26 protein-coding genes and 2 pseudogenes are annotated in these 26,260 nt (G+C 70.8%); 17 read left to right on the forward strand and 11 right to left on the reverse strand.

Annotated elements, in window-relative coordinates; genetic code table 11:
- The first annotated feature begins 17 nt into the window (after positions 1-17).
- The 10 genes and pseudogenes from ACIF9R_RS34450 to ACIF9R_RS34495 form a co-directional block, all read left to right on the forward strand.
- Positions 18-1,247: an amidohydrolase gene (locus ACIF9R_RS34450; protein WP_399986477.1), complete on the forward strand. Its 1,230-nt coding sequence runs from the start codon at positions 18-20 to the stop codon at positions 1,245-1,247.
- 399 nt (positions 1,248-1,646) lie between these two features.
- A complete protein-coding gene (locus tag ACIF9R_RS34455) occupies positions 1,647-2,696 on the forward strand; it encodes a BMP family protein (protein WP_399986434.1) in 1,050 nt (349 codons plus the stop codon).
- A 295-nt stretch (positions 2,697-2,991) separates the two neighbouring features.
- Positions 2,992-4,041: a BMP family protein gene (locus ACIF9R_RS34460; protein WP_399986436.1), complete on the forward strand. Its 1,050-nt coding sequence runs from the start codon at positions 2,992-2,994 to the stop codon at positions 4,039-4,041.
- Positions 4,042-4,239: 198 nt separating this feature from the next.
- Positions 4,240-5,973, forward strand: a complete 1,734-nt coding sequence (locus tag ACIF9R_RS34465) for an ATP-binding cassette domain-containing protein (RefSeq protein WP_399986438.1) — start codon at positions 4,240-4,242, stop codon at positions 5,971-5,973.
- Positions 5,973-7,097 carry an ABC transporter permease gene (locus ACIF9R_RS34470; RefSeq protein ID WP_399986440.1) on the forward strand — a complete coding sequence of 375 codons (1,125 nt, stop codon included), beginning with the start codon at positions 5,973-5,975 and terminating at the stop codon, positions 7,095-7,097. The genes ACIF9R_RS34465 and ACIF9R_RS34470 overlap by 1 nt, the downstream gene beginning before the upstream one ends.
- Positions 7,094-8,368, forward strand: a complete 1,275-nt coding sequence (locus tag ACIF9R_RS34475; RefSeq protein WP_399986442.1) for an ABC transporter permease — start codon at positions 7,094-7,096, stop codon at positions 8,366-8,368. The genes ACIF9R_RS34470 and ACIF9R_RS34475 overlap by 4 nt, the downstream gene beginning before the upstream one ends.
- Positions 8,365-8,763 (forward strand): cytidine deaminase, encoded by a 399-nt coding sequence (locus ACIF9R_RS34480; RefSeq protein ID WP_399986443.1) that lies wholly within the window; start codon positions 8,365-8,367, stop codon positions 8,761-8,763. Before ACIF9R_RS34475 ends, ACIF9R_RS34480 begins: the two co-directional genes overlap by 4 nt.
- 92 nt (positions 8,764-8,855) lie before the next feature.
- Positions 8,856-10,133, forward strand: coding sequence for a thymidine phosphorylase (locus ACIF9R_RS34485; RefSeq protein WP_399986479.1), 1,278 nt, complete (start codon positions 8,856-8,858; stop codon positions 10,131-10,133).
- A 96-nt stretch (positions 10,134-10,229) separates the two neighbouring features.
- Complete coding sequence (locus ACIF9R_RS34490) at positions 10,230-10,814, forward strand: Uma2 family endonuclease (protein ID WP_399986445.1); 585 nt, start codon at positions 10,230-10,232, stop codon at positions 10,812-10,814.
- Positions 10,815-10,927: 113 nt separating this feature from the next.
- Positions 10,928-11,137 (forward strand): annotated as a pseudogene (locus tag ACIF9R_RS34495) (hypothetical protein); the annotation flags it as partial.
- Between the two features lie 21 nt (positions 11,138-11,158).
- Here ACIF9R_RS34495 and ACIF9R_RS34500 read toward each other — a convergent pair.
- Positions 11,159-12,184 (reverse strand): sigma-70 family RNA polymerase sigma factor, encoded by a 1,026-nt coding sequence (locus ACIF9R_RS34500; RefSeq protein WP_399986447.1) that lies wholly within the window; start codon positions 12,182-12,184, stop codon positions 11,159-11,161.
- A gap of 288 nt (positions 12,185-12,472) precedes the next feature.
- Positions 12,473-13,753, reverse strand: a complete 1,281-nt coding sequence (locus ACIF9R_RS34505; RefSeq protein WP_399986449.1) for an MFS transporter — start codon at positions 13,751-13,753, stop codon at positions 12,473-12,475.
- 64 nt (positions 13,754-13,817) lie between these two features.
- Here ACIF9R_RS34505 and ACIF9R_RS34510 point away from each other — a divergent pair, with 64 nt between their 5' ends.
- Positions 13,818-14,780: a LysR family transcriptional regulator gene (locus ACIF9R_RS34510; RefSeq protein ID WP_399986451.1), complete on the forward strand. Its 963-nt coding sequence runs from the start codon at positions 13,818-13,820 to the stop codon at positions 14,778-14,780.
- A gap of 136 nt (positions 14,781-14,916) precedes the next feature.
- Here ACIF9R_RS34510 and ACIF9R_RS34515 read toward each other — a convergent pair whose 3' ends face one another.
- A complete protein-coding gene (locus ACIF9R_RS34515; RefSeq protein ID WP_399986453.1) occupies positions 14,917-15,678 on the reverse strand; it encodes an alpha/beta hydrolase in 762 nt (253 codons plus the stop codon).
- A 112-nt stretch (positions 15,679-15,790) separates the two neighbouring features.
- Here ACIF9R_RS34515 and ACIF9R_RS34520 point away from each other — a divergent pair, with 112 nt between their 5' ends.
- A complete protein-coding gene (locus tag ACIF9R_RS34520) occupies positions 15,791-16,948 on the forward strand; it encodes an adenosine deaminase (RefSeq protein WP_399986455.1) in 1,158 nt (385 codons plus the stop codon).
- Positions 16,949-17,087: 139 nt separating this feature from the next.
- A complete protein-coding gene (locus ACIF9R_RS34525; protein ID WP_399986456.1) occupies positions 17,088-17,438 on the forward strand; it encodes an ATP-binding protein in 351 nt (116 codons plus the stop codon).
- 128 nt (positions 17,439-17,566) lie between these two features.
- Here ACIF9R_RS34525 and ACIF9R_RS34530 read toward each other — a convergent pair whose 3' ends face one another.
- The 5 genes from ACIF9R_RS34530 to afsQ1 form a co-directional block, all read right to left on the reverse strand.
- The gene (locus tag ACIF9R_RS34530) at positions 17,567-17,767 is read right to left on the reverse strand and encodes a PspC domain-containing protein (protein ID WP_399986458.1); all 201 of its coding nucleotides are present in this window, start codon (positions 17,765-17,767) and stop codon (positions 17,567-17,569) included.
- A gap of 57 nt (positions 17,768-17,824) precedes the next feature.
- The gene (locus tag ACIF9R_RS34535; RefSeq protein WP_399986460.1) at positions 17,825-18,406 is read right to left on the reverse strand and encodes a VanZ family protein; all 582 of its coding nucleotides are present in this window, start codon (positions 18,404-18,406) and stop codon (positions 17,825-17,827) included.
- A gap of 684 nt (positions 18,407-19,090) precedes the next feature.
- A complete protein-coding gene (locus tag ACIF9R_RS34540) occupies positions 19,091-19,798 on the reverse strand; it encodes a hypothetical protein (protein ID WP_399986462.1) in 708 nt (235 codons plus the stop codon).
- 11 nt (positions 19,799-19,809) lie between these two features.
- The gene (locus ACIF9R_RS34545) at positions 19,810-21,438 is read right to left on the reverse strand and encodes an ATP-binding protein (RefSeq protein WP_399986464.1); all 1,629 of its coding nucleotides are present in this window, start codon (positions 21,436-21,438) and stop codon (positions 19,810-19,812) included.
- The gene (gene afsQ1, locus ACIF9R_RS34550) at positions 21,435-22,112 is read right to left on the reverse strand and encodes a two-component system response regulator AfsQ1 (RefSeq protein WP_029394402.1); all 678 of its coding nucleotides are present in this window, start codon (positions 22,110-22,112) and stop codon (positions 21,435-21,437) included. The genes ACIF9R_RS34545 and afsQ1 overlap by 4 nt, the downstream gene beginning before the upstream one ends.
- A 243-nt stretch (positions 22,113-22,355) precedes the next feature.
- Between afsQ1 and ACIF9R_RS34555 the strand changes: the two genes are divergently transcribed.
- The 3 genes from ACIF9R_RS34555 (at position 22,356) to ACIF9R_RS34565 (ending at position 24,325) form a co-directional block, all read left to right on the forward strand.
- Positions 22,356-23,093, forward strand: a complete 738-nt coding sequence (locus ACIF9R_RS34555) for a SigE family RNA polymerase sigma factor (RefSeq protein ID WP_399986466.1) — start codon at positions 22,356-22,358, stop codon at positions 23,091-23,093.
- A 522-nt stretch (positions 23,094-23,615) separates the two neighbouring features.
- Positions 23,616-23,882, forward strand: coding sequence for a hypothetical protein (locus ACIF9R_RS34560; RefSeq protein WP_399986468.1), 267 nt, complete (start codon positions 23,616-23,618; stop codon positions 23,880-23,882).
- Positions 23,879-24,325 carry a hypothetical protein gene (locus ACIF9R_RS34565; RefSeq protein ID WP_399986470.1) on the forward strand — a complete coding sequence of 149 codons (447 nt, stop codon included), beginning with the start codon at positions 23,879-23,881 and terminating at the stop codon, positions 24,323-24,325. Before ACIF9R_RS34560 ends, ACIF9R_RS34565 begins: the two co-directional genes overlap by 4 nt.
- 100 nt (positions 24,326-24,425) lie before the next feature.
- Here ACIF9R_RS34565 and ACIF9R_RS34570 read toward each other — a convergent pair whose 3' ends face one another.
- The gene (locus tag ACIF9R_RS34570; RefSeq protein ID WP_399986472.1) at positions 24,426-25,142 is read right to left on the reverse strand and encodes a uridine kinase; all 717 of its coding nucleotides are present in this window, start codon (positions 25,140-25,142) and stop codon (positions 24,426-24,428) included.
- A gap of 59 nt (positions 25,143-25,201) precedes the next feature.
- Between ACIF9R_RS34570 and ACIF9R_RS34575 the strand changes: the two genes are divergently transcribed.
- Positions 25,202-25,540, forward strand: a complete 339-nt coding sequence (locus ACIF9R_RS34575) for a hypothetical protein (RefSeq protein WP_399986474.1) — start codon at positions 25,202-25,204, stop codon at positions 25,538-25,540.
- 13 nt (positions 25,541-25,553) lie between these two features.
- Here the strand turns inward: ACIF9R_RS34575 and ACIF9R_RS34580 are convergent, their stop codons facing one another.
- Complete coding sequence (locus ACIF9R_RS34580; RefSeq protein WP_399986476.1) at positions 25,554-25,760, reverse strand: DUF397 domain-containing protein; 207 nt, start codon at positions 25,758-25,760, stop codon at positions 25,554-25,556.
- A pseudogene (locus tag ACIF9R_RS34585) lies at positions 25,739-26,163 on the reverse strand (DUF5753 domain-containing protein). Before ACIF9R_RS34585 ends, ACIF9R_RS34580 begins: the two are co-directional and overlap by 22 nt.
- Positions 26,164-26,260: the final 97 nt, after the last annotated feature.

The raw sequence follows: 26,260 nt of genomic DNA on the forward strand, positions 1-26,260 counted from the left end.
AAAGGGTGAAACCACTGATGTCACTGGAGTCCGAGGTCGACCTCCCCGGCGGAGCAGTGCTCCCCGGAGCGTTGCCCGAGGCCCTGCGTGCCGAGCTCGTCGCGTTCCGTCGCGACCTGCACATGCACCCGGAGCTCGGCAACCAGGAGTTCCGTACCACCGCCGCGATCAAGGAACGCCTGGAGCGGGCCGGGCTCCGGCCGCGCGTCCTTTCCAGCGGAACCGGCGTGATCTGTGACATCGGGACGGACGACGAGGCCGGCACCGACTCGGCGATGCTGGCCCTGCGCGCCGACATCGACGGCCTGCCCATCCCCGACATGAAGACCGAGTGCCCCTACCGGTCCACCGTCCCCGACCGCGCCCACGCCTGCGGCCACGACGTGCACACCACCGTGGTGCTCGGGACCGGCCTCGTCCTCGCCGAGCTGCACCGTCAGGGTCTGCTGCCCCGCCCCGTACGGCTGATCTTCCAGCCCGCCGAGGAGGTGCTGCCCGGCGGCGCCGCGGACGCCATCGCGGACGGCGCCCTCGACGGGATCGGCCGGATCCTCGCCGTGCACTGCGACCCCCGCGTCGACGCGGGGAAGATCGGACTGCGCCAGGGCGCCATCACCTCCGCCTGCGACCGGCTGGAGATCGCCCTCGACGGCCCCGGCGGTCACACCGCCCGCCCGCATCTGACCACCGATCTGGTCACCGCCGCCGCCCGTGTCGTCACCGATGTGCCTGCCCTGGTCGGCCGGCGCATGGACACCCGCAGCGGCCTCGCCGTGACCTGGGGAAGGATCGAGTCGGGCCACGCGCCCAACGTCATCCCCCAGCACGCCGAACTGTCCGGCACCGTGCGCTGCCTGGACCTGGAGGCGTGGCGGCAGGCTCCCGACATCGTGGTCGCCGCCATCGACGAGGTGGCCAACCTGCACCGCGCCAAGTCGGAGATCAACTACGTGCGCGGTGTCCCGCCGGTCGTCAACGAGGCCGGGGCCACCGAACTGCTGCGCGACGCCATGATCGCCCGGCGCGGGGTGGACTCCGTGGAGGGCACCGAGCAGAGCCTCGGCGGTGAGGACTTCTCCTGGTACCTGGAGCGCGTCCCCGGCGCCATGGCCCGCCTCGGCGTCCGCACCCCCGGCGAGCGCACCGTACGCGACCTGCACCAGGGCGACTTCGACGTGGACGAGCACGCGATCACCGTAGGCGTGGAACTCTTCACCGCAGCAGCCTTCCTGGACGCCCTGCGCTGACACCCATCAGCCCCTCCGGCCCCTTCAGCCCCTCCGGCGTTTGAGGAGCGGGGGTCCGGGGGCAGCGCCCCCGGGGGACGGGAACGGGAAGGGGCGGCGGGGGCGAGAACCCCTGGCCGCCCCACCCCTCACCCGCACCCCTCACCCGCACCCCTCACCCGCACCCCCCCGGCTTGCGCACTCCGCAGGAGACAGGCAGCGTGGGCCTCGTGCACACGCGCCCGTCCCACCGGTCGCCCGGTTCCACCCCCCACGGCCCCTTGGTTAACAAGGGTGTAACCGGCCATCGGCACGAATGGATAACGGCCCCGCGGAACCCCGTTCCCAGGAGTGTCTACGCGCGTTAATGTGCGCCGAACCGAGCGCCCGCTGCGGGGCTTTGGAGAATGGGGACTTCAGATGCGTCGGATATCCGGACTGACCCGCGTCGCGGTGGGGGTCGCCTCGCTCGCACTCGCCGCCACGGCCTGCGGCGGCACCAGTAGCGACAACAACGACAGCGGTGGCTCGAAGGAAGATCTCGGCCTCGCCATCGCCTACGACATCGGCGGCAAGGGCGACCAGTCCTTCAACGACGCCGCCTACGCCGGTCTGGCCAAGGCCAAGGACGAGTTCGGCTACAAGACCGCGGACGTCGAGCCCACCGAGGGCGAGACCGACGCGGACAAGGAGCAGCGCCTGTCCTCGCTGGCCAAGCAGGGCTACAACCCGGTCATCGGTGTCGGCTTCGCCTACGGCCCCGCCATGGAGGCCGTGGCCGCCAAGTACCCGGACACCACCTTCGGCATCGTCGACTCCGTCGTCGAGGGCGACAACGTGGCCTCCCTCGTCTTCGCCGAGGAGCAGGCCTCCTACCTCGCCGGTGTCGCCGCCGCCAAGGCCACCAAGACGAAGGTGGTCGGCTTCGTGGGCGGTGTGGACATCCCGCTGATCCACAAGTTCCAGGCGGGCTACGAGCAGGGCGTGAAGGCGACCGACCCCCAGGTCAAGGTGATCCCGCAGTACCTCACCCAGACCGCCGAGGAGGGCGGCTTCTCCAGCCCCGACAAGGGCAAGGCGGCAGCCGAGGGCCAGATCGAGAAGAAGGCCGACGTCATCTACCAGGCGGCCGGTCTGTCCGGCCAGGGTGTGATCGAGGCCGCCGCCAAGGCGAAGGTCTGGGCGATCGGTGTCGACTCCGACCAGTACCAGCAGGAAGCCCTGAGCGCGTACAAGGACTACATCCTCACCTCCGCCCTCAAGGACGTCGGCGGAGCGGTGTACGCCCTGGCCAAGTCGGTCCAGGAGGACAAGCCGCTGACCGGCACCCAGGTGTTCGACCTGAAGGTGAACGGCGTCGGCCTGGCCGACAGCAACCCGAAGATGGCCGAGATCGCCGGCCTGACGGACGCCGTGGCCAAGGCGAAGGAAGGCATCATCGACGGCTCCATCGAGGTCAAGACGGAGTAGTCACCCAACGCACCACCACGCCACGAAGCGGGCGGGCGCCCCGAGCGCCCGCCCGCTTCGCCGTGTCCGTGCCCGCGTCCATGCCCGTGTCTGTATCCCTCCCCGCTCACCCACCGCCACCCCCGCGTTCGCGATCCGTAAGGACGGGACCACGCCCCGGAGCCAGGTTGGGCACGGGCGGATAACAAGGTGGACAGAAGGGGTTTTCAGGCAGGTCTACGCGCGTTAATCTGCGGCGAAGCCAGCGCCGTAGCTGAACATGTCCCGGCGCTTTGTACGACTAGGAGCACCACACATGCGCCGGATTTCCCGGATGACGGTCGCAGGCGCAGCGACCGCCTCCCTGGCCCTCGCCCTCTCCGCCTGCGGCGGCACCTCCACCTCGTCGAGCTCCTCGGACTCGAAGGGTGACAAGGGCCTCGCCATCGCCTACGACGTCGGCGGCAAGGGCGACCAGTCCTTCAACGACGCCGCCTACGCGGGCCTGGAGCAGGCGAAGAAGGAGTTCGGCTACGAGACCGCCGACGTCGAGCCCACCGACGGTGAGACGGACGCCGACAAGGAGCAGCGCCTGGTCTCGCTGGCGAAGCAGGGCTACAACCCGGTCGTCGGTGTCGGCTACGCGTACGCCGCGGCCGTGAAGGGTGCGGCGGAGAAGTACCCGGACACCACCTTCGGCATCGTCGACGACGCCACGGTCGAGGCCGACAACGTCGCCGACCTGGTCTTCTCCGAGGAGCAGGCCTCCTACCTGGCCGGTGTCGCCGCCGCCGAGAGCACCAAGACCAACGTGGTCGGCTTCGTGGGCGGTGTGGACATCCCGCTGATCCACAAGTTCCGCGCCGGCTTCGAGCAGGGCGTCAAGGACACCAACCCCAAGGTCGAGGTCATCTCGCAGTTCCTGACCCAGACCGCGGAGGAGGGCGGCTTCTCCAGCCCCGACAAGGGCAAGTCCGCCGCCGAGGGCCAGATCGAGAAGAAGGCCGACGTCGTCTACGCGGCCGCCGGTCTGTCCGGTCAGGGCGTCATCGAGGCCGCCGCCGCCAACAAGGTGTGGGCGATCGGTGTCGACTCGGACCAGTACAAGCACGAGGCTCTCGCCAAGTACAAGGACTCGATCCTCACTTCGGCGATGAAGGATGTCGCCAAGGCGGTGTACAACCTGGCGAAGTCGGTCGAGGACGGCAAGCCCGCGACCGGTATCGTCAAGGGCGATCTGAAGACGGGTGAGGTGAGCCTGTCGAACTCCAACCCGAAGTTCGCGGACGACGCCGAGCTCCAGGAAGCCATCGAGACGGCCAAGGAGAAGATCATCAGCGGCGAGATCAAGGTCAAGTCCAGCTGAGCAACACCCTGCACCACCGCGGGGTCGCGACCGCTCGACGGGGTACGAGGAGCCGGGCTCCTCGTACCCCGTCGGTCAAGGGAGCCACCCCTTTGTATGCCGTAGGGGCGCTACGCGCGTAGACGGCCCCCGTCCCCAGGAGAGTGCGTCATCAACGCGTCCAGCAGCCCTCCGGCCGGAGCGGCGGTCAACGATTCGGTGACCGCCGTGGAGCTCGCCGGGATCACCAAGCGCTTCCCCGGTGTCGTCGCCAACCACGACATCCATCTCACCGTGCGCAAGGGCACCGTCCACGCCCTCGTCGGTGAGAACGGCGCCGGCAAGTCGACCCTGATGAAGATCCTCTACGGCATGCAGAAGCCGGACGAGGGCACCATCACGATCCATGGCGAGCAGGTGAGTTTCTCCTCGCCCGCCGACGCCATCGTCCGCGGCATCGGCATGGTGCACCAGCACTTCATGCTCGCCGACAACCTCACCGTCCTCGAGAACGTCGTCCTCGGCAGTGAGAAGCTCTACGGCATCGGGGCCAGGGCCCGCCGCAAGATCAAGGAGCTCTCCGAGCGCTACGGCCTCGGCGTCCGCCCCGACGTCCTGGTCGAGGAACTCGGTGTCGCCGCCCGCCAGCGTGTGGAGATCCTCAAGGTCCTCTACCGCGGCGCCACCACCCTGATCCTCGACGAGCCCACCGCCGTCCTCGTCCCGCACGAGGTCGAGGCCCTCTTCGCCAACCTGCGCGAGCTCAGGGCCGAGGGCCTGTCGGTCATCTTCATCTCCCACAAGCTGGGCGAGGTCCTCTCCGTCGCCGACGAGATCACCGTCATCCGCCGCGGCACCACGGTCGGCACCGCCGTCCCCGCCGAGACCACCCCGCGCCAGCTCGCCGAGCTGATGGTCGGCAGCGAGCTGCCGACGCCCCAGACGGCCGAGTCCACGGTCACCGACCGCCCCGTCATCACCGTCGACACGCTGCGCCTGGCCGCCCCCGGCGGCAAGGCCCTCCTCGACGACATCAGCTTCACCATCCACGAGGGCGAGATCCTCGGCATCGCGGGCGTCGAGGGCAACGGCCAGACCGAACTCGTCGACGCCCTCATCGGACTGCGGCCGGCCGACTCCGGCGTCATCCGGCTGGCCGACGAGGAGATCACCGCCTGGCCCACCCGCAAGCGCCGCGAGCAGGGCATCGGCTACATCCCCGAGGACCGCCACCGCCACGGCCTGCTCCTGGAGGCCCCCCTCTGGGAGAACCGCATCCTCGGCCACGTCACCGAGAGGCCCAACGCCAAGGGCGTCTGGCTGGACCCGAAGGCCGCCCAGGAGGACACCCGCCGGATCGTCGAGGAGTACGACGTCCGCACCCCCGGCATCGACGTCACCGCGGCCTCCCTGTCCGGCGGCAATCAGCAGAAGCTGATCGTCGGCCGCGAGATGACCCACAAGCCGCGCTTCCTGATCGCCGCCCACCCCACCCGCGGTGTGGACGTCGGCGCGCAGGCCGCCATCTGGGACCACATCCGCGAGGCCCGCCGCGAGGGACTGGCGGTGCTGCTGATCTCCGCCGACCTGGACGAACTCATCGGCCTGTCCGACACCCTCCGGGTGATCTACGACGGCAAGCTGGTGGCGGACGCCGACCCGGCCACCATCACCCCGGAGGAACTCGGCACCGCCATGACCGGCGCCGCCGAGGGCCACCTCGAACACGACGAGACGCCCGGGGACTCCGGCGGGACCCCCGCCGGACCCGGCACCACCCCCCGGGACTCCGGCGAGACCCCCGAGGAACCCGGCACCACTCCCCGGGACCCCGGCGACACTCCCGCCGACCCCGGCACCACTCCCCGGGACCCCGACGAGACCCCCGAGACCCCCGAGACCCCGGCCGCCCCCTCCAAGGCCGCCGAGTCTCCGGAAGACGAGGCCCGCTGATGAAGAAGTTCGACAAGGAGCGCGTGCTCCTCACGGTGGCCGGGCCGGTCATCGCGCTCGCGGTGGCCTTCGTGCTCAGCGCGATCGTCCTGCTCGCCTCCGGCAAGAACCCGGTCGAACCGTTCGCCCTGATGTTCGAGCAGCTCGGCTTCTCGGACATCCAGGTCCTGATCATCAACCAGGCGTCGATGTACTACATCGCCGCCCTCGCGGTCGCCATCGGCTTCCGGATGAACCTCTTCAACATCGGCGTCGACGGCCAGTACCAGCTCGGCGCCATGATGGCCGCCGTCGTCGGTGCCCACGCCGCCCTGCCGGCGTTCCTCCAGGTCCCGCTGCTGCTCCTGACCGCCGTCCTCACCGGCGCCTTCTGGGCCGGTGTCGCCGGTGTCCTCAAGGTCACCCGCGGCGTCAGCGAGGTCGTCGCCACGATCATGCTCAACGCCATCGCCACCTCGCTCATCGTCTACATGTGGAAGCCGGACGTCTTCGGCGTCAAGATCGGCAATAACAACACCACCGGCGAGATGCACGAGTCCGGCTGGATCCCCGGCATCGGCATGGGCGAGGCCGGCGAGATCTACGGCCTGGTCGTCCTCGCCGCCCTGCTTGGCATCGGCTACTGGGTCACCCTCAACCGCACCCGCTTCGGCTTCGACCTGCGCGCCTCCGGCGCCTCCGAGTCCGCCGCCGCGGCCAGCGGTGTCAACCCCAAGCGGATGGTCCTCACCGCCATGCTGCTCTCCGGCGCCATCGCCGGACTCGCCGGCCTGCCGATCCTGCTCGGCGACACCCACACCTACAGCCTCAACTTCCCCACCGGCATCGGCTTCCTCGGCATCGGCATCGCCCTGCTCGGCCGCAACAGCCCGGTCGGTATCGCCTTCGCCGCCCTGCTGTGGGCCTGGCTCGACAAGGCCTCGCCCGAGCTGGACTTCCACGGCTACGACAAGGAGATCGCGGTCATCATGCAGGGCCTGATCGTCCTCTCGGTCGTCGTCTCCTACGAGGCCGTCCGCGAGTGGGGCCTGCGCCGCCAGCAGCACAAGGTCGGGGCCGAGCTCGCCGCGGGCAACGTCCTCGGCGCCGACAACAACACCACGAAGGAGGTGGCCGGCCGATGACCGCTCCGACCACAGCCACCGACGTCAACCAGCCGTCGCTCGAGCACCCCCCGCCGACCGGCCGCCGTATGTCGTGGCCCGTCCTGCTCCTGGTCATCGCCGGAGCCCTGGCGCTGGTCTCCGTCGTGCGCATCATCACCGGCGCGGACGGCATCACCAACGTCAGCCAGATGTCCACCGCCCTCCAGCTCGCCGTCCCGATCGGCCTCGCCGGCCTCGGCGGTCTGTGGGCCGAACGCGCGGGCGTCGTCAACATCGGCCTCGAAGGCATGATGATCCTGGGCACCTGGTTCGGTGCCTGGGCAGGATTCCAGTGGGGTCCGTGGACCGGCGTCCTCGTCGGCCTCATCGGCGGCGCGCTCGGCGGTCTGCTGCACGCGATCGTCACCGTCACCTTCAACGTCAACCACATCGTCTCCGGTGTGGCCATCAACATCCTCGCCCTCGGCGCCACCCGCTATCTCGCCCCGCTCGCCTTCGAGGGCCACCAGGGCGGCTCCGCCAAGCAGTCCCCGGCGGTCGAATCCCTCGGCCACTTCACCGTGCCGGGGCTCTCCGACGGACTGAGCGACCTCAACGGCAAGGGCTGGTTCTTCGTCTCCGACATCGCCGGCCTGCTCGGCGGACTGGTCACCAATGTCTCCTGGCTGACCCTGATCGCCGTCGCGCTCATCCCCGCGACCTGGTGGATCCTGTGGCGCACCGCGTTCGGTCTGCGGCTGCGCTCCTGCGGGGAGAACCCGATCGCCGCCGAGTCCCTCGGCGTCAACGTCTACAAGTACAAATACCTCGCCGTGATCATCTCCGGCGCGCTGGCCGGCCTCGGCGGAGTCTTCCTCTCCATCGTCGCCAACCCCTTCTACCTGGAGGGCCAGACCAGTGGCCGCGGCTACATCGGCCTCGCCGCGATGATCTTCGGCAACTGGATGCCCGGTGGCCTCGCCATCGGTGCCGGCCTCTTCGGCTACACCGACAGCCTCAACCTGCGCGGCGGCTCCGCCAACGTGCACGCCCTGCTGCTGCTCGGCGCGCTGCTGCTGATCTTCGGCGCCATCTGGCTGGTCATCCGCAAGAAGTACGTCCCCGCGGCGATCACCCTGGTCGTCGGCGCCCTCGTACTCGCCTGGTACGCCGGCACCAACGAGGTCCCCAACCAGGTCGTCTCCGCCACGCCGTACGTCATCACCCTCGTCGTCCTCGCCCTCTCCGCCCAACGGCTGCGCATGCCCAAGGCGGACGGCATGCCGTACCGGAAGGGACAAGGCAAATGACCGCGGCCGACGCCGACTGGGAGGCGCTGCGCGCGGTGGCGCGGGAGGCCATGACCCACGCGTACGTCCCCTACTCGGGCTACCGGGTCGGCGTCGCCGCCCTGGTCGACGACGGGCGCACGGTCTCCGGCTGCAACGTCGAGAACGCCTCGTACGGCCTCGGCCTGTGCGCCGAGTGCGGAATGATCTCCGAGCTGTACCGCACCGGCGGCGGCCGCCTCACGCACTTCACCTGCGTGGACGGCAACGGCGACATCCTCGTCCCGTGCGGACGCTGCCGCCAGCTGCTGTACGAGGCCGGCGGTCCCGGTCTGCTCCTGGAGACCCCCGAGGGGATCGTGCCGCTGTCGGAGATGCTGCCCCAGGCATTCGGCCCGCAGCACCTCACCAAGTAACTCCCGTGCGGCCCCTTTGAACGACCGTCGATCCGGTCGGCCGGAGGGGCCGTCGCACTCCCAGCACCCCGGAAGGAACGCCAGCCATGGCCATGGACGCCATCTCCGTCATCCGCACCAAGCGGGACCGCGGCGAACTCAGCGACGAGCAGATCGACTGGGTGATCGACGCGTACACCCGCGGGGAGGTGGCCGACGAGCAGATGTCGGCGCTCGCCATGGCGATCCTCCTGAACGGGATGAACCGCGGCGAGATCGCCCGCTGGACGGCCGCGATGATCGCCTCCGGTGAGCGCATGGACTTCTCGTCCCTGTCCCGGCCCACGGCCGACAAGCACTCCACCGGCGGCGTCGGCGACAAGATCACCCTCCCGCTGGCCCCCCTGGTCGCCGCCTGCGGCGCGGCCGTCCCGCAGCTGTCCGGCCGCGGCCTCGGCCACACCGGCGGCACCCTCGACAAGCTGGAGTCCATCCCGGGCTGGCGCGCCCTGCTCTCCAACGAGGAGATGCTGTCCGTGCTGGACGGCACGGGCGCGGTCATCTGCGCGGCCGGTGACGGCCTGGCCCCCGCCGACAAGAAGCTCTACGCCCTGCGGGACGTCACCGGCACGGTCGAGGCGATCCCGCTCATCGCCTCCTCCATCATGTCCAAGAAGATCGCCGAGGGCACCGGCTCCCTGGTCCTGGACGTGAAGGTCGGCACCGGCGCCTTCATGAAGACGATCGAGGACGCCCGCGAACTGGCCCGCACCATGGTCGGCCTGGGCACCGACTCCGGCGTGCGGACGGTCGCCCTCCTCACCGACATGTCCACCCCGCTCGGCCTGACCGCCGGCAACGCGCTGGAGGTCCGGGAGTCCGTCGAGGTCCTGGCCGGCGGCGGCCCCGCCGACGTCGTCGAACTCACCCTCGCCCTCGCCCGCGAAATGCTCGACGCGGCCGGCCTGAAGGACGCCGACCCGGCGAAGGCCCTCGCCGACGGCTCCGCGATGGACGTCTGGCGCCGCATGATCGCCGCCCAGGGCGGCGACCCGGACGCGGAGCTGCCGGTGGCCCGCGAACAGCACGTCGTCATGGCACCCTCCTCCGGTGTCCTGACCCGCCTTGACGCCTACGGCATCGGCGTCGCCGCCTGGCGCCTCGGCGCGGGCCGCGCCCGCAAGGAGGACCCGGTGCAGGCGGGCGCGGGCGTGGAGCTGCACGCCAAGCCCGGCGAGGAGGTCGTGGCGGGCCGGCCCCTGCTGACCCTCCACACGGACACCCCGGACCGCTTCGCGTACGCCCTCCAGGCGATCGAGGGCTCCTACGACATCGAGGCTCCCGACACGGACTTCACCACCACGCCCGTGGTGCTGGAACGTATCGCCTGACCAGCACTTTTCCCGATCGGGTGAACGGGACCGGTGGACCCCTGCCGGTCCCGTTCGGCATGCTGTACTCGGTGACGCACCGAATAGGAGACCGCCATGAGCGCACTCACCGTGAGCCAGGACCCCGAACAGAGCTGGGACGACCTCGTCCGGTTCTGGGAGGAGATGGAATGGCCCGAGGGCAGCAAGGTGGAGATCATTGAGGGGATCGTCACCGTGTCACCTGCTCCCGCGTACAGCCACAACGTGATCGCGGCCCGCATCCAGCGTCGCCTCTACTCCGTGATTCCCGAGGACTGGGAGATCTTCCAGACCCTGGCCATCGCCGTGCCTTCGCGCCTGGGCATGCTCATCCCGGACCTCGTGGTGGCCCCGGTACGGGACCACACGGAATCGGACTCCCACATCCCCGCTGCTCTCGCCGAGCTGGTCGTCGAGGTCACCTCGAAGTCCAACGCGCGCCACGACCGCGTCAGCAAGCCCGCCGCCTACGCCACCGCGGGCGTCCCGCTGTACCTCCTCGTCGACCGCTGGGCCCCCGACGGCCCGACCGCCACGCTCTACGGTGAACCGAAGGGCGATGTCTATCGCCCCTTGACCACGGCGAAGTTCGGCGAACCGATCAGGATCCCCGCCCCCTTCGACCTCGTCATCGACACCGGCGAGTTCCCCGCGACCTGAGTGACCTCGGCTGCGCCGTCGGCACCGGACCCTCAGGGGTGATCGTGGTGGTCCTCCCGGTGTCCCGCGCGATGAGTTACGCGCACCCGGCCGGTCTACCGGTTGTGGACGCCATGACACCGCCCGTGCTCGTGCTCAGCGGCCCCCTCACCGACGGCGAGGTGAGTGGGCCGTGCGACGCGCTGCGGGCCCTGCTGGACAGCGGGGGCGGGGGCTCGGGCGGTGGTGTGGTCGTGTGCGACGTCGGCGGACTGGGCCCGCCCGGGCTCGCCGCCGTGAACCTCCTCGCGCGGCTCCAGCTCACCGCCCGCCGTGGCGGGGGCCGGATACGGCTGCGCGACCCGTCACCGGCGCTGTGCGCCCTGCTCGACCTCGTCGGCCTCCGCTTCGAGACGGAGGGGCAGCCCGAACAGGGGGAACCACCGCTCGGTGTCCAGGAAGCAGTGGAACCCGGTGATCCGGCCGTCTGAGATCTCCAGCACCTGGACCGCCCACGGCGTGAAACCACCGGCCTCCGGGTCGGGCTTGTACTGCGCGAACCCCGGCAGCCCGTTGACCTCCACCGGCACCAGCCGGGAGCCCGCGCACGCGGCGCCCAGCGTCGTCATGAATCCCGTGATGTCCCCGGAGCCGGTCAGCCACAGGTCGAACGGCGGCATCGTCATGATGGCGTCCTCGTGCAGCAGCGCGGTCAGCGCCGACATGTCGTACCCCTCGAACGCCGTCACATAGCGCTCGAGCAGCCTCTGCTGCTCCTCGTCCAGCGGGTCCGACACCGACGCCTCGGCACCGGCCTGCTGCCGCTCCGCGAGCGTCGCGCGGGCCCGCTGGAGCGCGCTGTTGACCGACGCGACCGATGTGCCCAGCAGCTCGGCGACCTCGCTCGCCTTCCAGGCCAGCACCTCACGCAGGATCAGTACCGCCCGCTGCTTGGCCGGCAACTGCTGGAGCGCGGCCATGAACGCCAGCCGCACCGACTCCTTGGCGACGGCGGCCTCCGCCGGGTCGGCGGGGGTGGGCAGGACCCGGGAGTCGGGCATCGGCTCCAGCCAGGTGCTGTCCGGGCGGGGGGACAGCGCGGCCCGCGCCAGGGGTGTGGACTCCGTCAGGTCCATCGGGCGGGCCCGCTTGTTGCCTGCCGTCAGCATGTCCAGGCACACGTTGGTCGCGATGCGGTAGAGCCAGGAGCGCAGGCTGGAGCGGCCCTCGAACGTGGCGTAGCTCCGCCAGGCGCGGATCATGGTGTCCTGCACCGCGTCCTCCGCCTCGAAGGACGAGCCGAGCATCCGGTAGCAGTACCCGGTCAGTTCGACCCGGTACTCCTCCAGCCTCGCGTCCAGGTCGGTCGTCGTCGCCGTGCCGTTCGTCATCGTCCGCCCACCCCATGTGGTGTCGTCGTGGTCCACCACTTCGGAAGCTATCGCAGCCCACTGACAACGGCCCGCCGGGCGAAAGAAGGCGCAGGTCGAAGCGGGTTGGCGCGGAAGTGTCATCGCCCCCGCCGCCCCTTCCCGTCCCGTCCCCGGGGGCGCTGCCCCCGGACCCCCGCTCCTCAAACGCCGGAGGGGCTGACTTCAGCCCCTCCGGCGTTTGAGGAGCGGGGTCTGGGGCGGAGCCCCAGTTTCGGGACGGGAAGGGGCGGCGGGGGCGAAGACGCCTCACGCCGGCCGGACGACCGCCCGCGCCGCCGCCCGCGTCCCGGCCAGGGTGATCGCCGCGACCCCGGCCACCGCCACCAGCCCGACCCCCACCGTCCCGCCCCAGCCCCCCGCGTGGAACGCCACCGCGCCCACCGCGCTCCCCGCACTCGACCCGACGTAGTACGCGGACTGGTACAGCGCCGCCGCCTGCGCCCGCCCCACCGTCGCCGTCTTCCCCACCGCCGACGACGCCACCGCGTGCCCCGCGAAGAACCCCGCCGTGATCAGCACCAGCCCCAGCAGCACCACCGCCAGCGAACCCGCAAGCGACAGCACCAGCCCCACCGCCGTCGTCCCGCCCCCCGCGTACAGCGCGCCCCGCCGGCCCAGCCGCCCCACCAGCCGCCCGGCGGCGGAGGCCGAGACCGTGCCCACCAGATACACCAGGAAGACCGACCCCGCGACCCCCTGCGGCAGCGAGAACGGTGCCTCGGTCAGCCGGTACCCGATGACCGTGTACACGCCCCCGAACACCGTCATGAACAGCGCGCCGATCGCGAACAGCCGCCGCAGCAGAGGGTCGGCCAGGTGGCGGCGGACCGTACCGGCCAGCACCCGCGGCCGCAGCGAGCCCGGACGGAAGTGCTCCGGCGCGGGCAGCAGCAGCCGGAACGCCACCGCGCACGCCACCGCGATCAGGCCGATCACTCCGACGGCGACCCGCCAGCCCCACTCCTGCGCCACCCAGCCGGTGATCACCCGGCCGCTCATCCCGCCCACACTGTTGCCTGCCACGAACAGCCCGATCGCCGTCACCAGCGCCCTGGGCGTGACCTCCTCCGCCAGATACGCCGTCGCCGACGCCGGCAGACCGGCCAGGGCCGCGCCCTGGAGCGCCCGCAGCGCCACCAGCGCGCCCAGCGACGGGGCGAACGGCACCAGCAGTCCGACGGTCACCGCGACCGCGAGGGAGACCGTCATGACGGTACGGCGTCCGAAGCGTTCCGACAGCGCGCTCATCGGCAGCACGAACAGCGCCAGACCACCCGTCGCCGCCGACACCGTCCAGCTCGCGTCGCTCGCGCTCACCGCGAAGTCGCCGGAGATCAGCGGCAACAGGGCCTGGGTGGAGTAGAGCAGCGCGAAGGTGGCGACACCCGCGAGGAACAGGGCGAGACTCATCCGGCGGTAACCGGGCCCGCCCGGAGACATCCGGGACTCGGAGACGGGCGGCGGGGCGGAGGAAACGGTCGCGACGGCGCCCACGCTGGTGGACGCCCCGGTACTGGCGGGAGTCATGCACTCGAAGCTACGGACGCTCCGGCTCATCCGTCCAATGCACGGAATCGGCATAATCGTTCCCATGACGCATCAGCAGAGGTCACGAGGTCGGCTGTCACGGGCCGGTGACACACATGACACGGAAGACATGGCCAGGCTGCTCGCCCCCCGCCTCGCCCACTTCGCCGGAGTCGCGCGCACCGAGCACGTCACGCGCGCCGCCCAGGAGATGCAGGTACCGCAGTCGACCCTGTCCAGGGCGATGGTCCGCCTCGAAGAGGATCTGGGCGTCGACCTGTTCGCCCGCCACGGCCGCACGGTCTCCCTGACCCCCGCCGGCCGCACCTTCCTCACCTCCGTCGAACGCGCCCTCGCCGAGATCGAACGCGCCGCCGACGAGGTGCGCGCCGCCGCCGACCCCGCCACCGGCAAGGTCGCCTTCGGCTTTCTGCACACCATGGGCGCCGAGACCGTGCCCGGCCTGCTGCACGCCTTCCGGGCCGACCATCCGCGCGTCCGCTTCAGCCTCGTCCAGAACTACGGCGAGGCCATGCTGGAAGGCCTTCGCGCCGGTGATCTCGACCTCTGCCTGACCTCTCCGGTGCCGGACGCCCCCGACCTCGTCGCCCGCCGCCTCGACGAGCAGAAGCTGCGCCTGGTCGTCCCCGCCGACCACCGTCTCGCCGGCCGTCGCCGCGTCCGCCTGGCCGAGGCGGCCGAGGAGAACTTCGTGACCCTGGAACCCGGTTACGGCATGCGCCGCATCACCGACGACCTCTGTGCCCAGGCCGGTTTCGTCCCCCGTATCGCCTTCGAGGGCGAGGAAGCCGAAACGCTGCGCGGCCTGGTGGCGGCGGGCCTGGGCGTGGCCCTGCTCCCCCCGCCCCCGTTCCCCCGCCCCGGAGTCGTGGAACTGACGGTCACGGCCCCCAGGGCGGCGAGAGAGATCGGGGTCGCATGGCTCGCCGGCCGCCCCGACACACCCCCGGTGGCCGCGTTCAAGAAGTTCCTCCTCTCCAAGAGGGGAACCCTGCTGCCGACGTGAGAAGGCCTGACCGGCCGGCCGAGGCAGGGGCGACATCCTCGGGGGCGAGGGGCCGTATCGATACGCGGCTCCGCCGCGTGAGCGCGACCGGCCACGGACGGCCCGCAGCCGCGGTACGCCGGCGACCCCCACGTCGCTAGCGCCGCAACGACCGTCCGAACCCCACAGCCAACGGCATCCGCAGCCCCAACGGCGGAGGCGCCGCCAGGGCATCCCGCACGGGCCGTGAGAACGCCCGCCCGAACAACACCCCCATCACGAAATCCTCCGCCAGTGCCAGTACTTCGTCCCGGTACTGACTCAGCCCGTGCCCGTCCGCGTGGACCTCGAACCGGCACACCTCCCGGTTCGCCTTCTTCGCCCGCGCCGCCAGCCGGAACGACAACTCGGGATCGGTCCGCGCGTCCTGCGTGCCGTGCACGATCAGCACGTGTCGCCCGACGAGCTGTTTCACCGGCTCCGGCGGTGCCGCCACATCCTCCTCGGGCAGCCAGGGGGCCAGCGCCAGCACGCAGTTGACGGCCTCGTGGCCCCCCGCGCGGAGTGCGGCCCGGCCGCCCATGCCGAGACCGACCAGGCAGACGGGGACGTCCCCGTAGCGCCGTACGGCCTCGTCGGCGGCCCAGGCGGCGTCCTGCGCGAGATGCGCCTCGCTGCCGTTCCAGCCCCGGTGTCGGTAGTGGACGACATGGGTGGCGAGACGCTGCTCCCGCCCCGCGCGGGCGAGACGGCGGCCGAGGCCCCGTACGGACGCGGTCGCCAGCACGGGGGACGGTCTGCGGGTGGAGACCTCCTCACCGCCGGGGAGCAGCAGCACCACACCGCTCACCGCTGTCGGCTCCGGGCCGACCGTCCTCCCCAGCCGGGCCGTCCGCACCGGTGTCGTTTGCTGTGCCATGAAAGAACATTCTCAGAAGTGGCGTGTACTCGACCCGTTCGTGCGGTCACCGTTCCGCATCGACGGATTCGTCCACCCTGCGATCTACGCGCGTAGGTATTACAGTGCGGAAATGACGAGCCAGACCATCGCGAACACCCCGACGTCGGACCAGATCCGCCGGGCACCCAAGGTTCTGCTGCACGACCATCTCGACGGCGGCCTGCGCCCCGGCACCGTCGTCGACCTGGCCCGGGAGAACGGATATCTCCGGCTCCCCGAGACCGACCCCGACAAGCTCGCGCTCTGGTTCAGGGAGGCCGCCGACTCCGGATCCCTGGAGCGCTACCTGGAGACGTTCTCGCACACCGTCGGGGTCATGCAGACCCGGGACTCCCTGGTCCGGGTCGCCGCCGAGTGCGCCGAGGACCTTGCCGAGGACGGCGTCGTCTACGCCGAGGTGCGCTACGCCCCCGAGCAGCATCTCGAGGGCGGGCTGACCCTCGAAGAGGTCGTCGAGGCGGTCAACGAGGGCTTCCGGGAGGGGGAGCGCAGGGCGCGGGAGAACGGCCACCGCATCCGGATCGGCGCGCTGCTCACCGCGATGCGGCACGCCGCCCGCGCCCTGGAGATCGCCGAACTCGCCAACCGCTACCGGGACCTGGGCGTCGTCGGCTTCGACATCGCGGGCGCCGAGGCCGGCTACCCGCCCACCCGGCACCTCGACGCCTTCGAGTACCTGAAGCGGGAGAACAACCACTTCACCATCCACGCCGGGGAGGCGTTCGGACTGCCCTCCATCTGGCAGGCCCTGCAGTGGTGCGGTGCCGACCGGCTCGGCCACGGGGTGCGGATCATCGACGACATCCAGGTCCGCGACGACGGCACCGTCGAACTCGGCCGGCTCGCCTCCTACGTCCGGGACAAGCGCGTCCCGCTGGAACTCTGCCCGAGCTCCAACCTCCAGACCGGCGCGGCGGCCTCGTACGCGGAACATCCGATCGGTCTGCTGCGCCGGCTGCACTTCCGGGCCACCGTCAACACCGACAACCGCCTCATGTCCCACACCAGCCTGAGCCGGGAATTCGAGCACCTGGTCGACGCCTTCGGTTACACGCTCGACGACATGCAGTGGTTCTCCGTCAATGCGATGAAATCAGCGTTCATTCCTTTCGATGAACGACTGGCCATGATCAACGACGTCATCAAGCCCGGATATGCCGAGCTGAAATCCGAATGGCTGTTCCGGCAGACCGCCTCCACCAGCGGTTCTGCGGTAACGGAGAGCTGAGTGGCGTTTTCTCGGGAGACGTGAACACACGCGGTCTTCACCATCCGTCCGCATTTCGTTGTTTGCGGCGGGCGGTGCCATGTGTTTACCGTCACAGCACCGCTCACTTCCCCGTATCCCATTTCGAGGACGCATTTACATGAAGCAGTCTGCTGCCAAGACCCTCGGTGTCGCCGCTCTCGGTGCCGCCTTCGCCGCCGCCGGTGCGGGTGCCGCCAACGCGGCCCCGGCGCTCCCGGACGCCGCCCCGGCGCTGGACACCGTCACCCAGGCCGTCCCGGCGGAGAAGCTGTCCGGCGCGACCGCGCCGGGTTCGTCCGAGGCGCTGGCGACGGGCCAGGAGCTGGCCGGTACCGGTATGGCGGCCGTGCAGCCGGTGGCCGCGAAGGTGGGCCCCGCGGTCCCGGGTGCCGGTCTCCTCGGCGGTCTGCCGGTGAGCCAGCTGCCCGCCCAGGGCCTCAGCGTCAACGGTGTCCCGCTCGGCGGCTGACCACCCCGCGGAAGGCACGCGGATGGCACGCGGAAGGCACGCGCAAGCCACGCGGTAACCGCCGATGGGGCGCACCCGGATGCCGGGTGCGCCCCATCGGCGTACGCGCGGGGAGACGGTGCCCGGCGTCACCAGGCCGAGCGGGCCTTGTCCTCCGAGGGCAGCAGGATCCACAGCACGATGTACAGCAGGAACTGCGGTCCCGGAAGCAGACACGACGCCAGGAAGATCACCCGCATCGTGGTCGTGGAGGTGCCGAAGCGCCTGGCCAGCGCGGCACACACGCCGCCGATCATCCGGTCGTTGGCAGGGCGGGCGGGGAGGCTCATGACGGCTCCTTCACACGTGGTGAGGCTTCCCGGTCGGCTGCCTCCATGTGTTCCACGTTACGGAGACGACGGGGGAAACGCGTCGCTCCACGGAGCGATCCCGACCCTGGGAATCGTCGGGGTCCTCCCCTGAGCAGGCTCGTCCGGGAGGAGGGCCGGGGCGGCCCTCCGCTCCGCCCTGCGGCGCAGCCAGGCACGGCCCGCGGGCACCACGGCCGCGTGCGCGAGCGCCGCGCCGGCCGTGTTCAGCAGCAGCGAGTCGACGTCCACGACCTGACCCGGCACGGCGGTCTGCAGCAGTTCGATGGCCAGGGAGACGAGGGCGACCGCGGTCATGGTGCGGATCAGCGAGCCCAGCCGCGACACCGCCAGCCGGCCCCCGGCCATCGGCAGCAGCACCCCCAGCGGAGCGAGCAGCGCCATCGCCTCACCGATCCGCCGGACCCCCGCCACCCAGCCCAGCGCGAAATCACCCCGGATACCGTCGAACGGCCGCAGGTTCATGGGCATCACCCAGGGGACATCCAGCGGGCGCAGCGTGTACCAGGCGACGAACGCGAGATGCGCGGCCAGGAGGAGCCCTCCGGTCACACGGATACGGGACGCGGCGGTGCCGCCGATGAGGCCTTGACGCTGCACGCCCCCCAAGACGCGGCGTTCGGCACGATCGGTTCCGGGATGTCACCCGTTCACCGGGTGAGGCATCCGCCACAGCGCGACCGACCCGCCCGGCCCACGCCGTTCGACCAGGTTTCCCCGGCCCGAACTGCCGGGCCGGTGTTGGCGGCGGAGCCGATGCGCGGCCGGGACTGCCGAGCTGATGTGCTCGGGCTGCCGAGCCGATGCGGACCTTGCGCCGATTCGACCGGACCGCCGCTGATCCGCTGAATGCGCGGGCATCCGCGCCGCGCGTCGGCCATCCGCGCCGTCCACCGGCGCCCTACGTCGTCCACGGGTCACCCGTGCCGACCCCGGCCCCGTGCCGACCCCGGCCCCGTGCCGACCCTGGCCCCGTGCCGACCCTGGCCCCGTGCCGACCCCGGCAACCTCGCCGTCCACTGGCCACTCGTGCTGACCCCCGGCAATCTCGCCGTTCACGGGTCACGCGTGCTGACCCCGGCGCCCCGTACCGTCCACCGGCCACCCGTGCCGACCCCGGCGCCCCGTGTCTCCGGGCTGGCCTGTCCGGCGGATCAACGCCGGAGGGACCGGAGGGAGCCGACGCTCCCGCAAGCGCTGGTGAGCGGGGTGCGGCACGCCGTGCGATGTGCGTGCTTGGCCTCGCCTCCCCGGCCTGATCCGCCGGACAGGCCCCGGCCCCCGTCAGCCCCCGGTGGCCTCCGTGGAGGGCGGTTCCTTCTCACCCGGACGGGCACGGACCTCGTCCGTGCACTTGTAGCGGCGCGGCCGACTGTCGTCCGGTCCGCCCAGGATCACCGACCCGTCGCCCTCGGTGGCCGCCGAGTCGGAGAAGGTGCACACGACCTGCGCCAGACCGGAGGAGGACAGGCTCCCCGGCGCGGTGCTCAGCCGCAGGGTGTCCTCCGGATCACCGGGGCGCGGACCGCTCACCGTCGTCCCGCGCCGCACGCGCGTGGTGTACCCGGCCTCCCGCTCGGCGTCCGACGGCTCCTGCGACACCTCGTCCAGCAGCCCTTGCGCCACCAGCAGCCGCCGCGCGTCCGCGGCACCGTCCGGCACCTTGACCGTCCGGTCCACGGCCACCAGCGACGATCCGCACAGCAGGAACACCTGGACCGGCAGCCCTTGCCCGGCCTGCGTCGGCGCTTCCGGCTCGGTCGGCGTGCAGCGCACCCGCGAGGGCGCCGGACCGAAGTCGGTCGGCACCTCCGTGGCCCGGATCCCGCAGCCGGCCACCAGCGCCCCGAGTGCCCCGAGCGCCCCCACGACCAGCAGACCCCGCACACCGCGCACGGAGGCCCGTCGCAGGGGCGCGCCGGGTACGGCTGTTCCCCGCACGGCCGTTCCCCGCACGACGGTCGCCCGCACGGCAGCCCCTCGTACCGTCATCCGTCCGTCTCTCATCGGGCACCCCCCTCGGCGCCCTCGTCCACGGCGTCGCCGTCCCGCTCCGACGAACCCCCCGCGGACACGTCCCGCGGCAGTCGCAGCGTGAACACGGCGCCACCCTCGGGCGAGTTCGCCGCGGTGATCTCACCGCCGTGGATGTGCGCGTTCTCCAGTGCGATGGACAGCCCCAGACCGCTGCCCTCGGACCGCGGCCGGGAGGCACTCGCCTTGTAGAAGCGGTCGAACACATGGGGCAGCACCTCCTCCGGGATGCCCGGCCCGTGGTCCCGCACCTCGATGACCACTGTGCCCCCGTGCGCGGGGTCCCCGGAGCCCTCCGCGCCGTCCACCCCCTCCGTGAGGGACTCCCGCACCGCCACCCGCACCGGCGAACCTCCGTGCTTGAGCGCGTTGCCGATCAGATTGGCCAGGATCACGTCCAGCCGGCGCGGGTCGATCCGCGCGTGGATACCGCGTTCGGCGTCCAGGTCGACCGCGTCCAGCCAGGCACGCGCGTCGATACAGGCGGTGATCTGGTCCGCGACGTCGACGTCGTCCAGCACCAGACGGGCGGTGCCCGCGTCGAAGCGGGTGACCTCCATCAGGTTCTCCACCAGATCGTTCAGCCGCCGGGTCTCACTCACCACCAGCCGCACCGCGGGCTCGATCATCGGGTCGATGCCGCCGCCCTCGAACTCGAGCTCCTCCTCCAGGACCTCCGTCACCGCCGTGATCGCGGTCAGCGGCGTACGCAGTTCATGGCTCATGTCCGCCACGAACCGGCGCGAGGCCTCGTCCCGTGCGGCCATGTCGGCCACCCGCTTCTCCAGTGCCTCGGCCGCCTTGTTGAACGTACGGGACAGATCGGCGAGTTCATCGGTGCCCGACACCCTGAGCCGCGTATCAAGCCGTCCTTCGCCGAGCCGCCGCGCGGCCACTCCCAGCCGCTGCACCGGCTTCAGCACGGTCGTCGCGGCGGCATGCGCGAGCAGCGCGGAACCTATCAGCGCGAGTGTCGTGGCGATCCCCAGCGACCAGGCCAGCGAGTTGAGATCCTTGGCCTCCGACTCCAGCGACTTCAGCATGTAGCCGGTCGGCCCGCCGCCGATCACCCGGGTCCCCGCCACGAGGTACGGGGTGTCGTCGTCCACCGTCCGCTGCCAGTACAGGTGGTGCGGGTACGTGTTGGTCGACGTCACCTTCTGCCGCTCGGTGACCGCGTCGCGCAGCGACACCGGCACGTCCCGCAGCGAGAACCCGTTCAGCCCGCCCGAACTGCCGTACACCGTCCGGCCGTCGGGATCCCTGGCCACCAGCAGCACGGTGAAGCGCTGACTGCTGGTCGCCATCTGGCCCGCCGCACGCTGCAGTTCGACCTGTGTCGGATGCTCCGGCAGCGCACCCGCCCGGTTCTTCATCTCCCGCTCGAAGTCGCGCAGCACCGCGTCCTGGGTGCGGGTCAGCACGGACTCACGGTTCAGCCAGTACGCGATCCCGGACGCCGACACCGCGGCGGTGAGCGCGACCATGCCGAACACCACGACCAGCCGCAGCCGCAGGCTCGTGAACCGCAGCCGTGACCAGACTCCCTTGCGGGCCGCGGACCAGCCGCGGACCCCCCCTTGGTGCTCGTGTGTCACTGAGGCGGGTCCAGCCGGTAGCCGACACCGCGCACGGTACGGATCAGCGTCGGGGACGACGGCACGTCCTCGACCTTGGCGCGCAGCCGCTGGACACACGCGTCCACCAGACGCGAGTCGCCCAGGTAGTCGTGCTCCCACACCAGCCGCAGCAACTGCTGCCGGGACAGCGCCTGCCCCGGCCGCCGGCTCAGCTCCAGCAGCAGCCTCAGCTCGGTCGGCGTCAGCTGGAGGTCCTCGCCGTTCTTCGTCACCGTCATCGCCGAACGGTCGATGACCAGGCTGCCGAAGCTCGCCGAGTCACTGGACTCGCGTTCCCCGCGCCGCAGCACGGCACGGATCCGGGCGTCCAGCACCCGGCCCTGGACCGGTTTGACGACATAGTCGTCGGCGCCGGACTCAAGCCCGACCACCACGTCGATGTCGTCGTTGCGCGCGGTCAGCAGGATGATCGGCAACTGGTCGGTGCGCCGGATGCGACGGCACACCTCGAAACCGTCGATGCCGGGCAGCATCACGTCCAGCACGATCAGGTCCGGTCGCTGCTCCCGCAGGAGCTTCAGACCGTCCTCACCGCTGGCAGCGGTCGCCACCCGGTGGCCCTGGCGCGTCAGTGAGAGCTCCAGGGCCGTGCGGATGGCGTCGTCGTCCTCGATCAGCAACAGGGAAGGCACGCGCTCATTCTGGCCCATGGAGGGCTTCCTGTTCGACCCGTGGGCGACAGATGCCCATTGGGCCCGGATACGTGCCGCTACGTGCACGGACGGGTGTGAAGGACCTGTGCCTCCCCCGTGACCGACCCCTGTGACACGTCTGTGACAGTCGGCTGACACGGCCATGAAGGTCCCCGGGCAAGCTTCTCGGCACAAGCACAACAGCACAGCACAACACCGGAACTCCACGACGGGGGGCGCGAGATGAACACGCTGCACGGCACCAGCACCAGCGCAGTGATCACGCGGCTGCACGACGTGAACCGGGGTTCCGAGAAGTCCGGTGCCGCGAGCATGCGGGGGTGCGCTCGTGGCACCGGGCGTCAGCACACCGCGATCATGACGGTGGTTGACGCGTCCACGGGGGACACGAACGGGGGAACCGCGTACGGGGAGGGCTCGGGGGAGCGCCGCTCGCTGACGGAGGCGGAATTCACCGCATACGTCCAGGAGCGCCGTTCCTCCCTGTACGCCACCGCCTACCACCTGACCGGTGACCGCTTCGAGGCCGAGGACCTGCTGCAGAGCGCGCTGTTCTCGACCTACCGGGCATGGGACCGGATCAGCGACAAGGCGGCGGTCGGCGGATACCTCCGCCGCACCATGACCAACCTGCACATCAGCGCGTGGCGCCGCCGCAAGCTGAACGAGTACCCGACCGAGGAACTGCCGGAGACGGCCGGTGACACGGACGCGATGCGCGGCACGGAGCTGCGCGCGGTCCTGTGGCAGGCGCTGGCCCGGCTGCCCGAACTCCAGCGCACCATGCTGGTCCTGCGCTACTACGAGGGCCGCACGGACCCGGAGATCGCGGACATCCTCGGCATCAGTGTCGGCACGGTGAAGTCCAGCATCTGGCGGTCCCTCCGCCGGCTGCGCGAGGACGAGGTCCTCAGCTTCGGCCGTGACGAGGAGAACGCCTTCGGGGAGCTTGTCGCCTGAGGGTACGGGGGAACCTGGAGGACGGGGGAAGCCCTCCAGGCGCACGGGGGAATCGGGGGAATCGGGGGATCCGGGATTCGGGGGAGTTCCGGTCGACCACGGCCCGTTGGGGGGGATGCACCAAGGGCCCGAGGGGGGAACACGGGGGAGTAGGTACGGGGAAACACGGGGGATCACGGGGGTACGGGGGAAACACGGGGGAGCACGAAACAGCGGGACTGCGCGGGGCCGGGGGGCCGTGACGCGGTCCCGCTCTTTCGTGTGCCCGCGCTCCGTCGCCTTCTACTTCGCCGAATTGTTGATCCTCGACCGCCTGATCGGCTCGATCTGAACCTGGTCCGCCGCGCCCGATCCCGCCGGCCCTGACCCCGACGGCCCGGCGACCGCCGCCCGTGCCGGCCGGCCGAGCGCCTCGTCCCGGCCGCAGACGTACGCGCCAGGCACCGTCTGGCGGGCGATGATCGACCGCTCCGCCCGCATCAGCCACCCACCGCGCCGGACAGCGCATGGCATACTTGAAGTATGGCGACTAGGAAGATCACCATCACCGTGCCGGAAGAGCTGGTGGAATCGATCAAGGAGCGCGTCGATGCGCGCGGGGTGTCGGGCTATATCGCGGCTGCCGCCGCTCATCAGGACGCCATGGACCGACTGCGTGAGTTGGCCGAACGCCTCGAAGAAGAGCATGGCGCCGTGACGGATGACGAGCAGCAGGCGGCGTTGGACCGCATCGCCGCGATCGACGGCTGGCATGACGAGCAGCGCTCGCACACGGACGAGGCCGCGTGAGCCGCCCGGCCCGAGCGAAACTGCACCGGCCGCGACAGCGCGTCTTTGTGTTCGATTCCGAGGCCCTCTCCAAGGCGGTTCAGGGAGATCGCGAGATGGCTGCGCTGATCAAGACGGCTCCACGGCTCGACATCCCGATCGTCACCTCGGCGCTCACGGCCCTGGAGGCGTGGGATCCTCGTGAAGCGTCGAAGCAGGCGCTGTGGAACTGGACGCTGTCCCGGATCCGCGTCGCGCACACGGACGACCAAGTGATTGCCATGGCACGCGACATGCTGAAGGCGGCCGGCCTGCACGGACACAAGTACGCCATCGACGCCGTCCTGGCGGCTGTGGCCGGGCGGGAAGCCGCGCAGGGAACTGAGACAACCGTCTTCACCTCCGACCCCGACGACATGAATCAACTTCTCGCGGGACATTCCGTGCGAGTCGAGAAGGTCTGACGCGGGCCACCCCGCACTCCCTGGGCGACAGAAACGAACGACTCCCAGGTCCGAAGTCGACTCGTCGGCCGTCCGTTGCGCCTGATGTGTTGGGGGTCTGTCAGGTCGGTGTGCTTGCGTCCGTGTCCGCCCTCGGCCGCCCGGCGACCGCCGCGCGTGCCAGCCGGCCGAGTGCCTCGTCCCGGTCGCACGCGTACGCGCCCAGCGCCGTCTGGCGGGCGATGATCGACCGCTCCGCCCGCATCAGCCGCCAACCGCGCCGCAGCAGGAACGGCACCGACTTGCGGCCTTCCCGCAGGTCCCGCAGGAACCGCCGCCGGAACGTCCGCACCGGTCCCCGGCTCAGACACAGCGCGTCGGCCAGCAGGCCCAGTTCACGGCACCGGCCGACGATCTCCGCGGCGAAGACGCCCTCCGCGATGAACAGCGGGGTCCCGCCGATGTCGACGCTCCCCTCACCCGTACGGGCACTCCGTGAGATGTCGTAGACGGGAACCGGCGTACGACGACTGCGGCACAGCCGCTCGATCGCGTCGACGGCGACGTCCGCGTCCCAGGAGCCCGGATGGTCCCAGTCGATGTCGGAACTCCCCGCGACCAGCGGGAGGGTCGGGTCGTCGCCCTCCTTGTAGAAGTCGTCGAGACGCAGTACCGGAAGACCGGAGCGGGCCGCGAGAAGGGACTTGCCGGAGCCGGAGGGGCCGCAGAGCAGCACGACTCGCGCGGATATGGGCGACTGGGAACTCACGGGACACCAGTGTGAGGCATCAGCCGTGCGGCGTACGCCCCCGAGGTACGGCTTTGAAGCGCGCGTCACATGTGAACTACCCTTCGCGACGACACGATCACCCAACGAAGCCAGAAGGTGGCACAGAGATGGCCCGACACAAGGCCCCCAAGACGCCGACGGCCCGACGCGCCCTGGCCGTGCTCGCCACGGCAGGCGTGGCGTTCGGCGTCGGTGCGACGACGGCGGCGGCCGCGGACTCCGACGCGCTGCTCGGCGACGCCGGCCAGGTCGTCGGCACGGTCGCGGACCTCAAGCCCAACCCGCTCGCCGGCACGGGCGTGGACCCGCTCGACAACGGCGTCGGGACCCAGGTCGCCGACTTCCAGCCGGTGGACTCCCGCTCGGTCACCGGCCCGGTCGCCCAGGCGCCGTCGGTCGGCAGCATCCCGGTGGCGGGGCAGGCGACGGACGCGCTGAGGGGCTGACCTCTCGTTCTTCCTACAGGGAACGGTCCTTGATGCCATCGACGAACGGCTGCCAGGCCGCTCCGTCCAGCATCAGGACAGGGCCGGTGGTGTCCTTGCTGTCGCGGACGGGGACCGCGCCGGGGAAGTCGTCGCAGACCTCGACGCATTCACCGCCCGCCTGGCCATCGCTGTAGGAGGATTTGCGCCAGGTGGCGCTCAGGTCCGGGGTGGCTCGCATGGCTCGTATGTCTCCAGCATCGTCTCGATCAGCGTTGCCGACTCGTGCGGCGAGAGAGCGCAGGCTTTCTTCAGATCGTACTCTTGCACGTGCCGTGTGACGGCTTCTCGATCGTCGATGATTTCGCCGTACCCAGCGCCCTCCTGGTACATGGTGGTCGAGTGGTCCGGGAGGGCCAGCAGGATGAGCGTCCCGGTCATCAGGGCACAAACGTCCGCTTCGAACGGGCTTACTTGGATGGTCGTGTGGCGTGTATTTACCAGTGGCAGCAGTGCGGTGAGTTGCCCACGCATGACAGCTGGCCACCCACCACTTGCCGCAGAGTTGCTTCGCCAAGGATCCACCAGAAGGCCGGCGGGCAGTCCCGTCGGAGGATCTCCTGGCGGCCCAGACGGTCTGCCACCAGACCAACGTCGCTTCCGTAGTGTGATCTTGGTCGGGTAGGGTCCTGATCTTGTGGCGAGCGGGCACATAGCTGGTGAGACGTATCCCGAGCGGAC

This window comes from Streptomyces sp. NPDC086080 (assembly GCF_044540255.1).
In the GTDB taxonomy this organism is placed as follows: domain Bacteria; phylum Actinomycetota; class Actinomycetes; order Streptomycetales; family Streptomycetaceae; genus Streptomyces.

Coding starts and splice junctions, on each gene's coding strand:
- ACIF9R_RS34490 (WP_399986445.1), top strand. CDS start 10,230: ATGAGCGCACTCACCGTGAGCCAGGACCCCGAACAGAGCTGGGACGAC.
- ACIF9R_RS34500 (WP_399986447.1), bottom strand. CDS start 12,184: ATGACGAACGGCACGGCGACGACGACCGACCTGGACGCGAGGCTGGAG.
- ACIF9R_RS34455 (WP_399986434.1), top strand. CDS start 1,647: ATGCGTCGGATATCCGGACTGACCCGCGTCGCGGTGGGGGTCGCCTCG.
- ACIF9R_RS34480 (WP_399986443.1), top strand. CDS start 8,365: ATGACCGCGGCCGACGCCGACTGGGAGGCGCTGCGCGCGGTGGCGCGG.
- ACIF9R_RS34515 (WP_399986453.1), bottom strand. CDS start 15,678: ATGGCACAGCAAACGACACCGGTGCGGACGGCCCGGCTGGGGAGGACG.
- ACIF9R_RS34470 (WP_399986440.1), top strand. CDS start 5,973: ATGAAGAAGTTCGACAAGGAGCGCGTGCTCCTCACGGTGGCCGGGCCG.
- ACIF9R_RS34555 (WP_399986466.1), top strand. CDS start 22,356: ATGAACACGCTGCACGGCACCAGCACCAGCGCAGTGATCACGCGGCTG.
- ACIF9R_RS34520 (WP_399986455.1), top strand. CDS start 15,791: ATGACGAGCCAGACCATCGCGAACACCCCGACGTCGGACCAGATCCGC.
- ACIF9R_RS34450 (WP_399986477.1), top strand. CDS start 18: ATGTCACTGGAGTCCGAGGTCGACCTCCCCGGCGGAGCAGTGCTCCCC.
- ACIF9R_RS34580 (WP_399986476.1), bottom strand. CDS start 25,760: ATGCGAGCCACCCCGGACCTGAGCGCCACCTGGCGCAAATCCTCCTAC.
- ACIF9R_RS34525 (WP_399986456.1), top strand. CDS start 17,088: ATGAAGCAGTCTGCTGCCAAGACCCTCGGTGTCGCCGCTCTCGGTGCC.
- ACIF9R_RS34540 (WP_399986462.1), bottom strand. CDS start 19,798: ATGACGGTACGAGGGGCTGCCGTGCGGGCGACCGTCGTGCGGGGAACG.
- ACIF9R_RS34560 (WP_399986468.1), top strand. CDS start 23,616: ATGGCGACTAGGAAGATCACCATCACCGTGCCGGAAGAGCTGGTGGAA.
- ACIF9R_RS34475 (WP_399986442.1), top strand. CDS start 7,094: ATGACCGCTCCGACCACAGCCACCGACGTCAACCAGCCGTCGCTCGAG.
- ACIF9R_RS34485 (WP_399986479.1), top strand. CDS start 8,856: ATGGACGCCATCTCCGTCATCCGCACCAAGCGGGACCGCGGCGAACTC.
- ACIF9R_RS34460 (WP_399986436.1), top strand. CDS start 2,992: ATGCGCCGGATTTCCCGGATGACGGTCGCAGGCGCAGCGACCGCCTCC.
- ACIF9R_RS34575 (WP_399986474.1), top strand. CDS start 25,202: ATGGCCCGACACAAGGCCCCCAAGACGCCGACGGCCCGACGCGCCCTG.
- ACIF9R_RS34510 (WP_399986451.1), top strand. CDS start 13,818: ATGACGCATCAGCAGAGGTCACGAGGTCGGCTGTCACGGGCCGGTGAC.
- ACIF9R_RS34505 (WP_399986449.1), bottom strand. CDS start 13,753: ATGACTCCCGCCAGTACCGGGGCGTCCACCAGCGTGGGCGCCGTCGCG.
- ACIF9R_RS34530 (WP_399986458.1), bottom strand. CDS start 17,767: ATGAGCCTCCCCGCCCGCCCTGCCAACGACCGGATGATCGGCGGCGTG.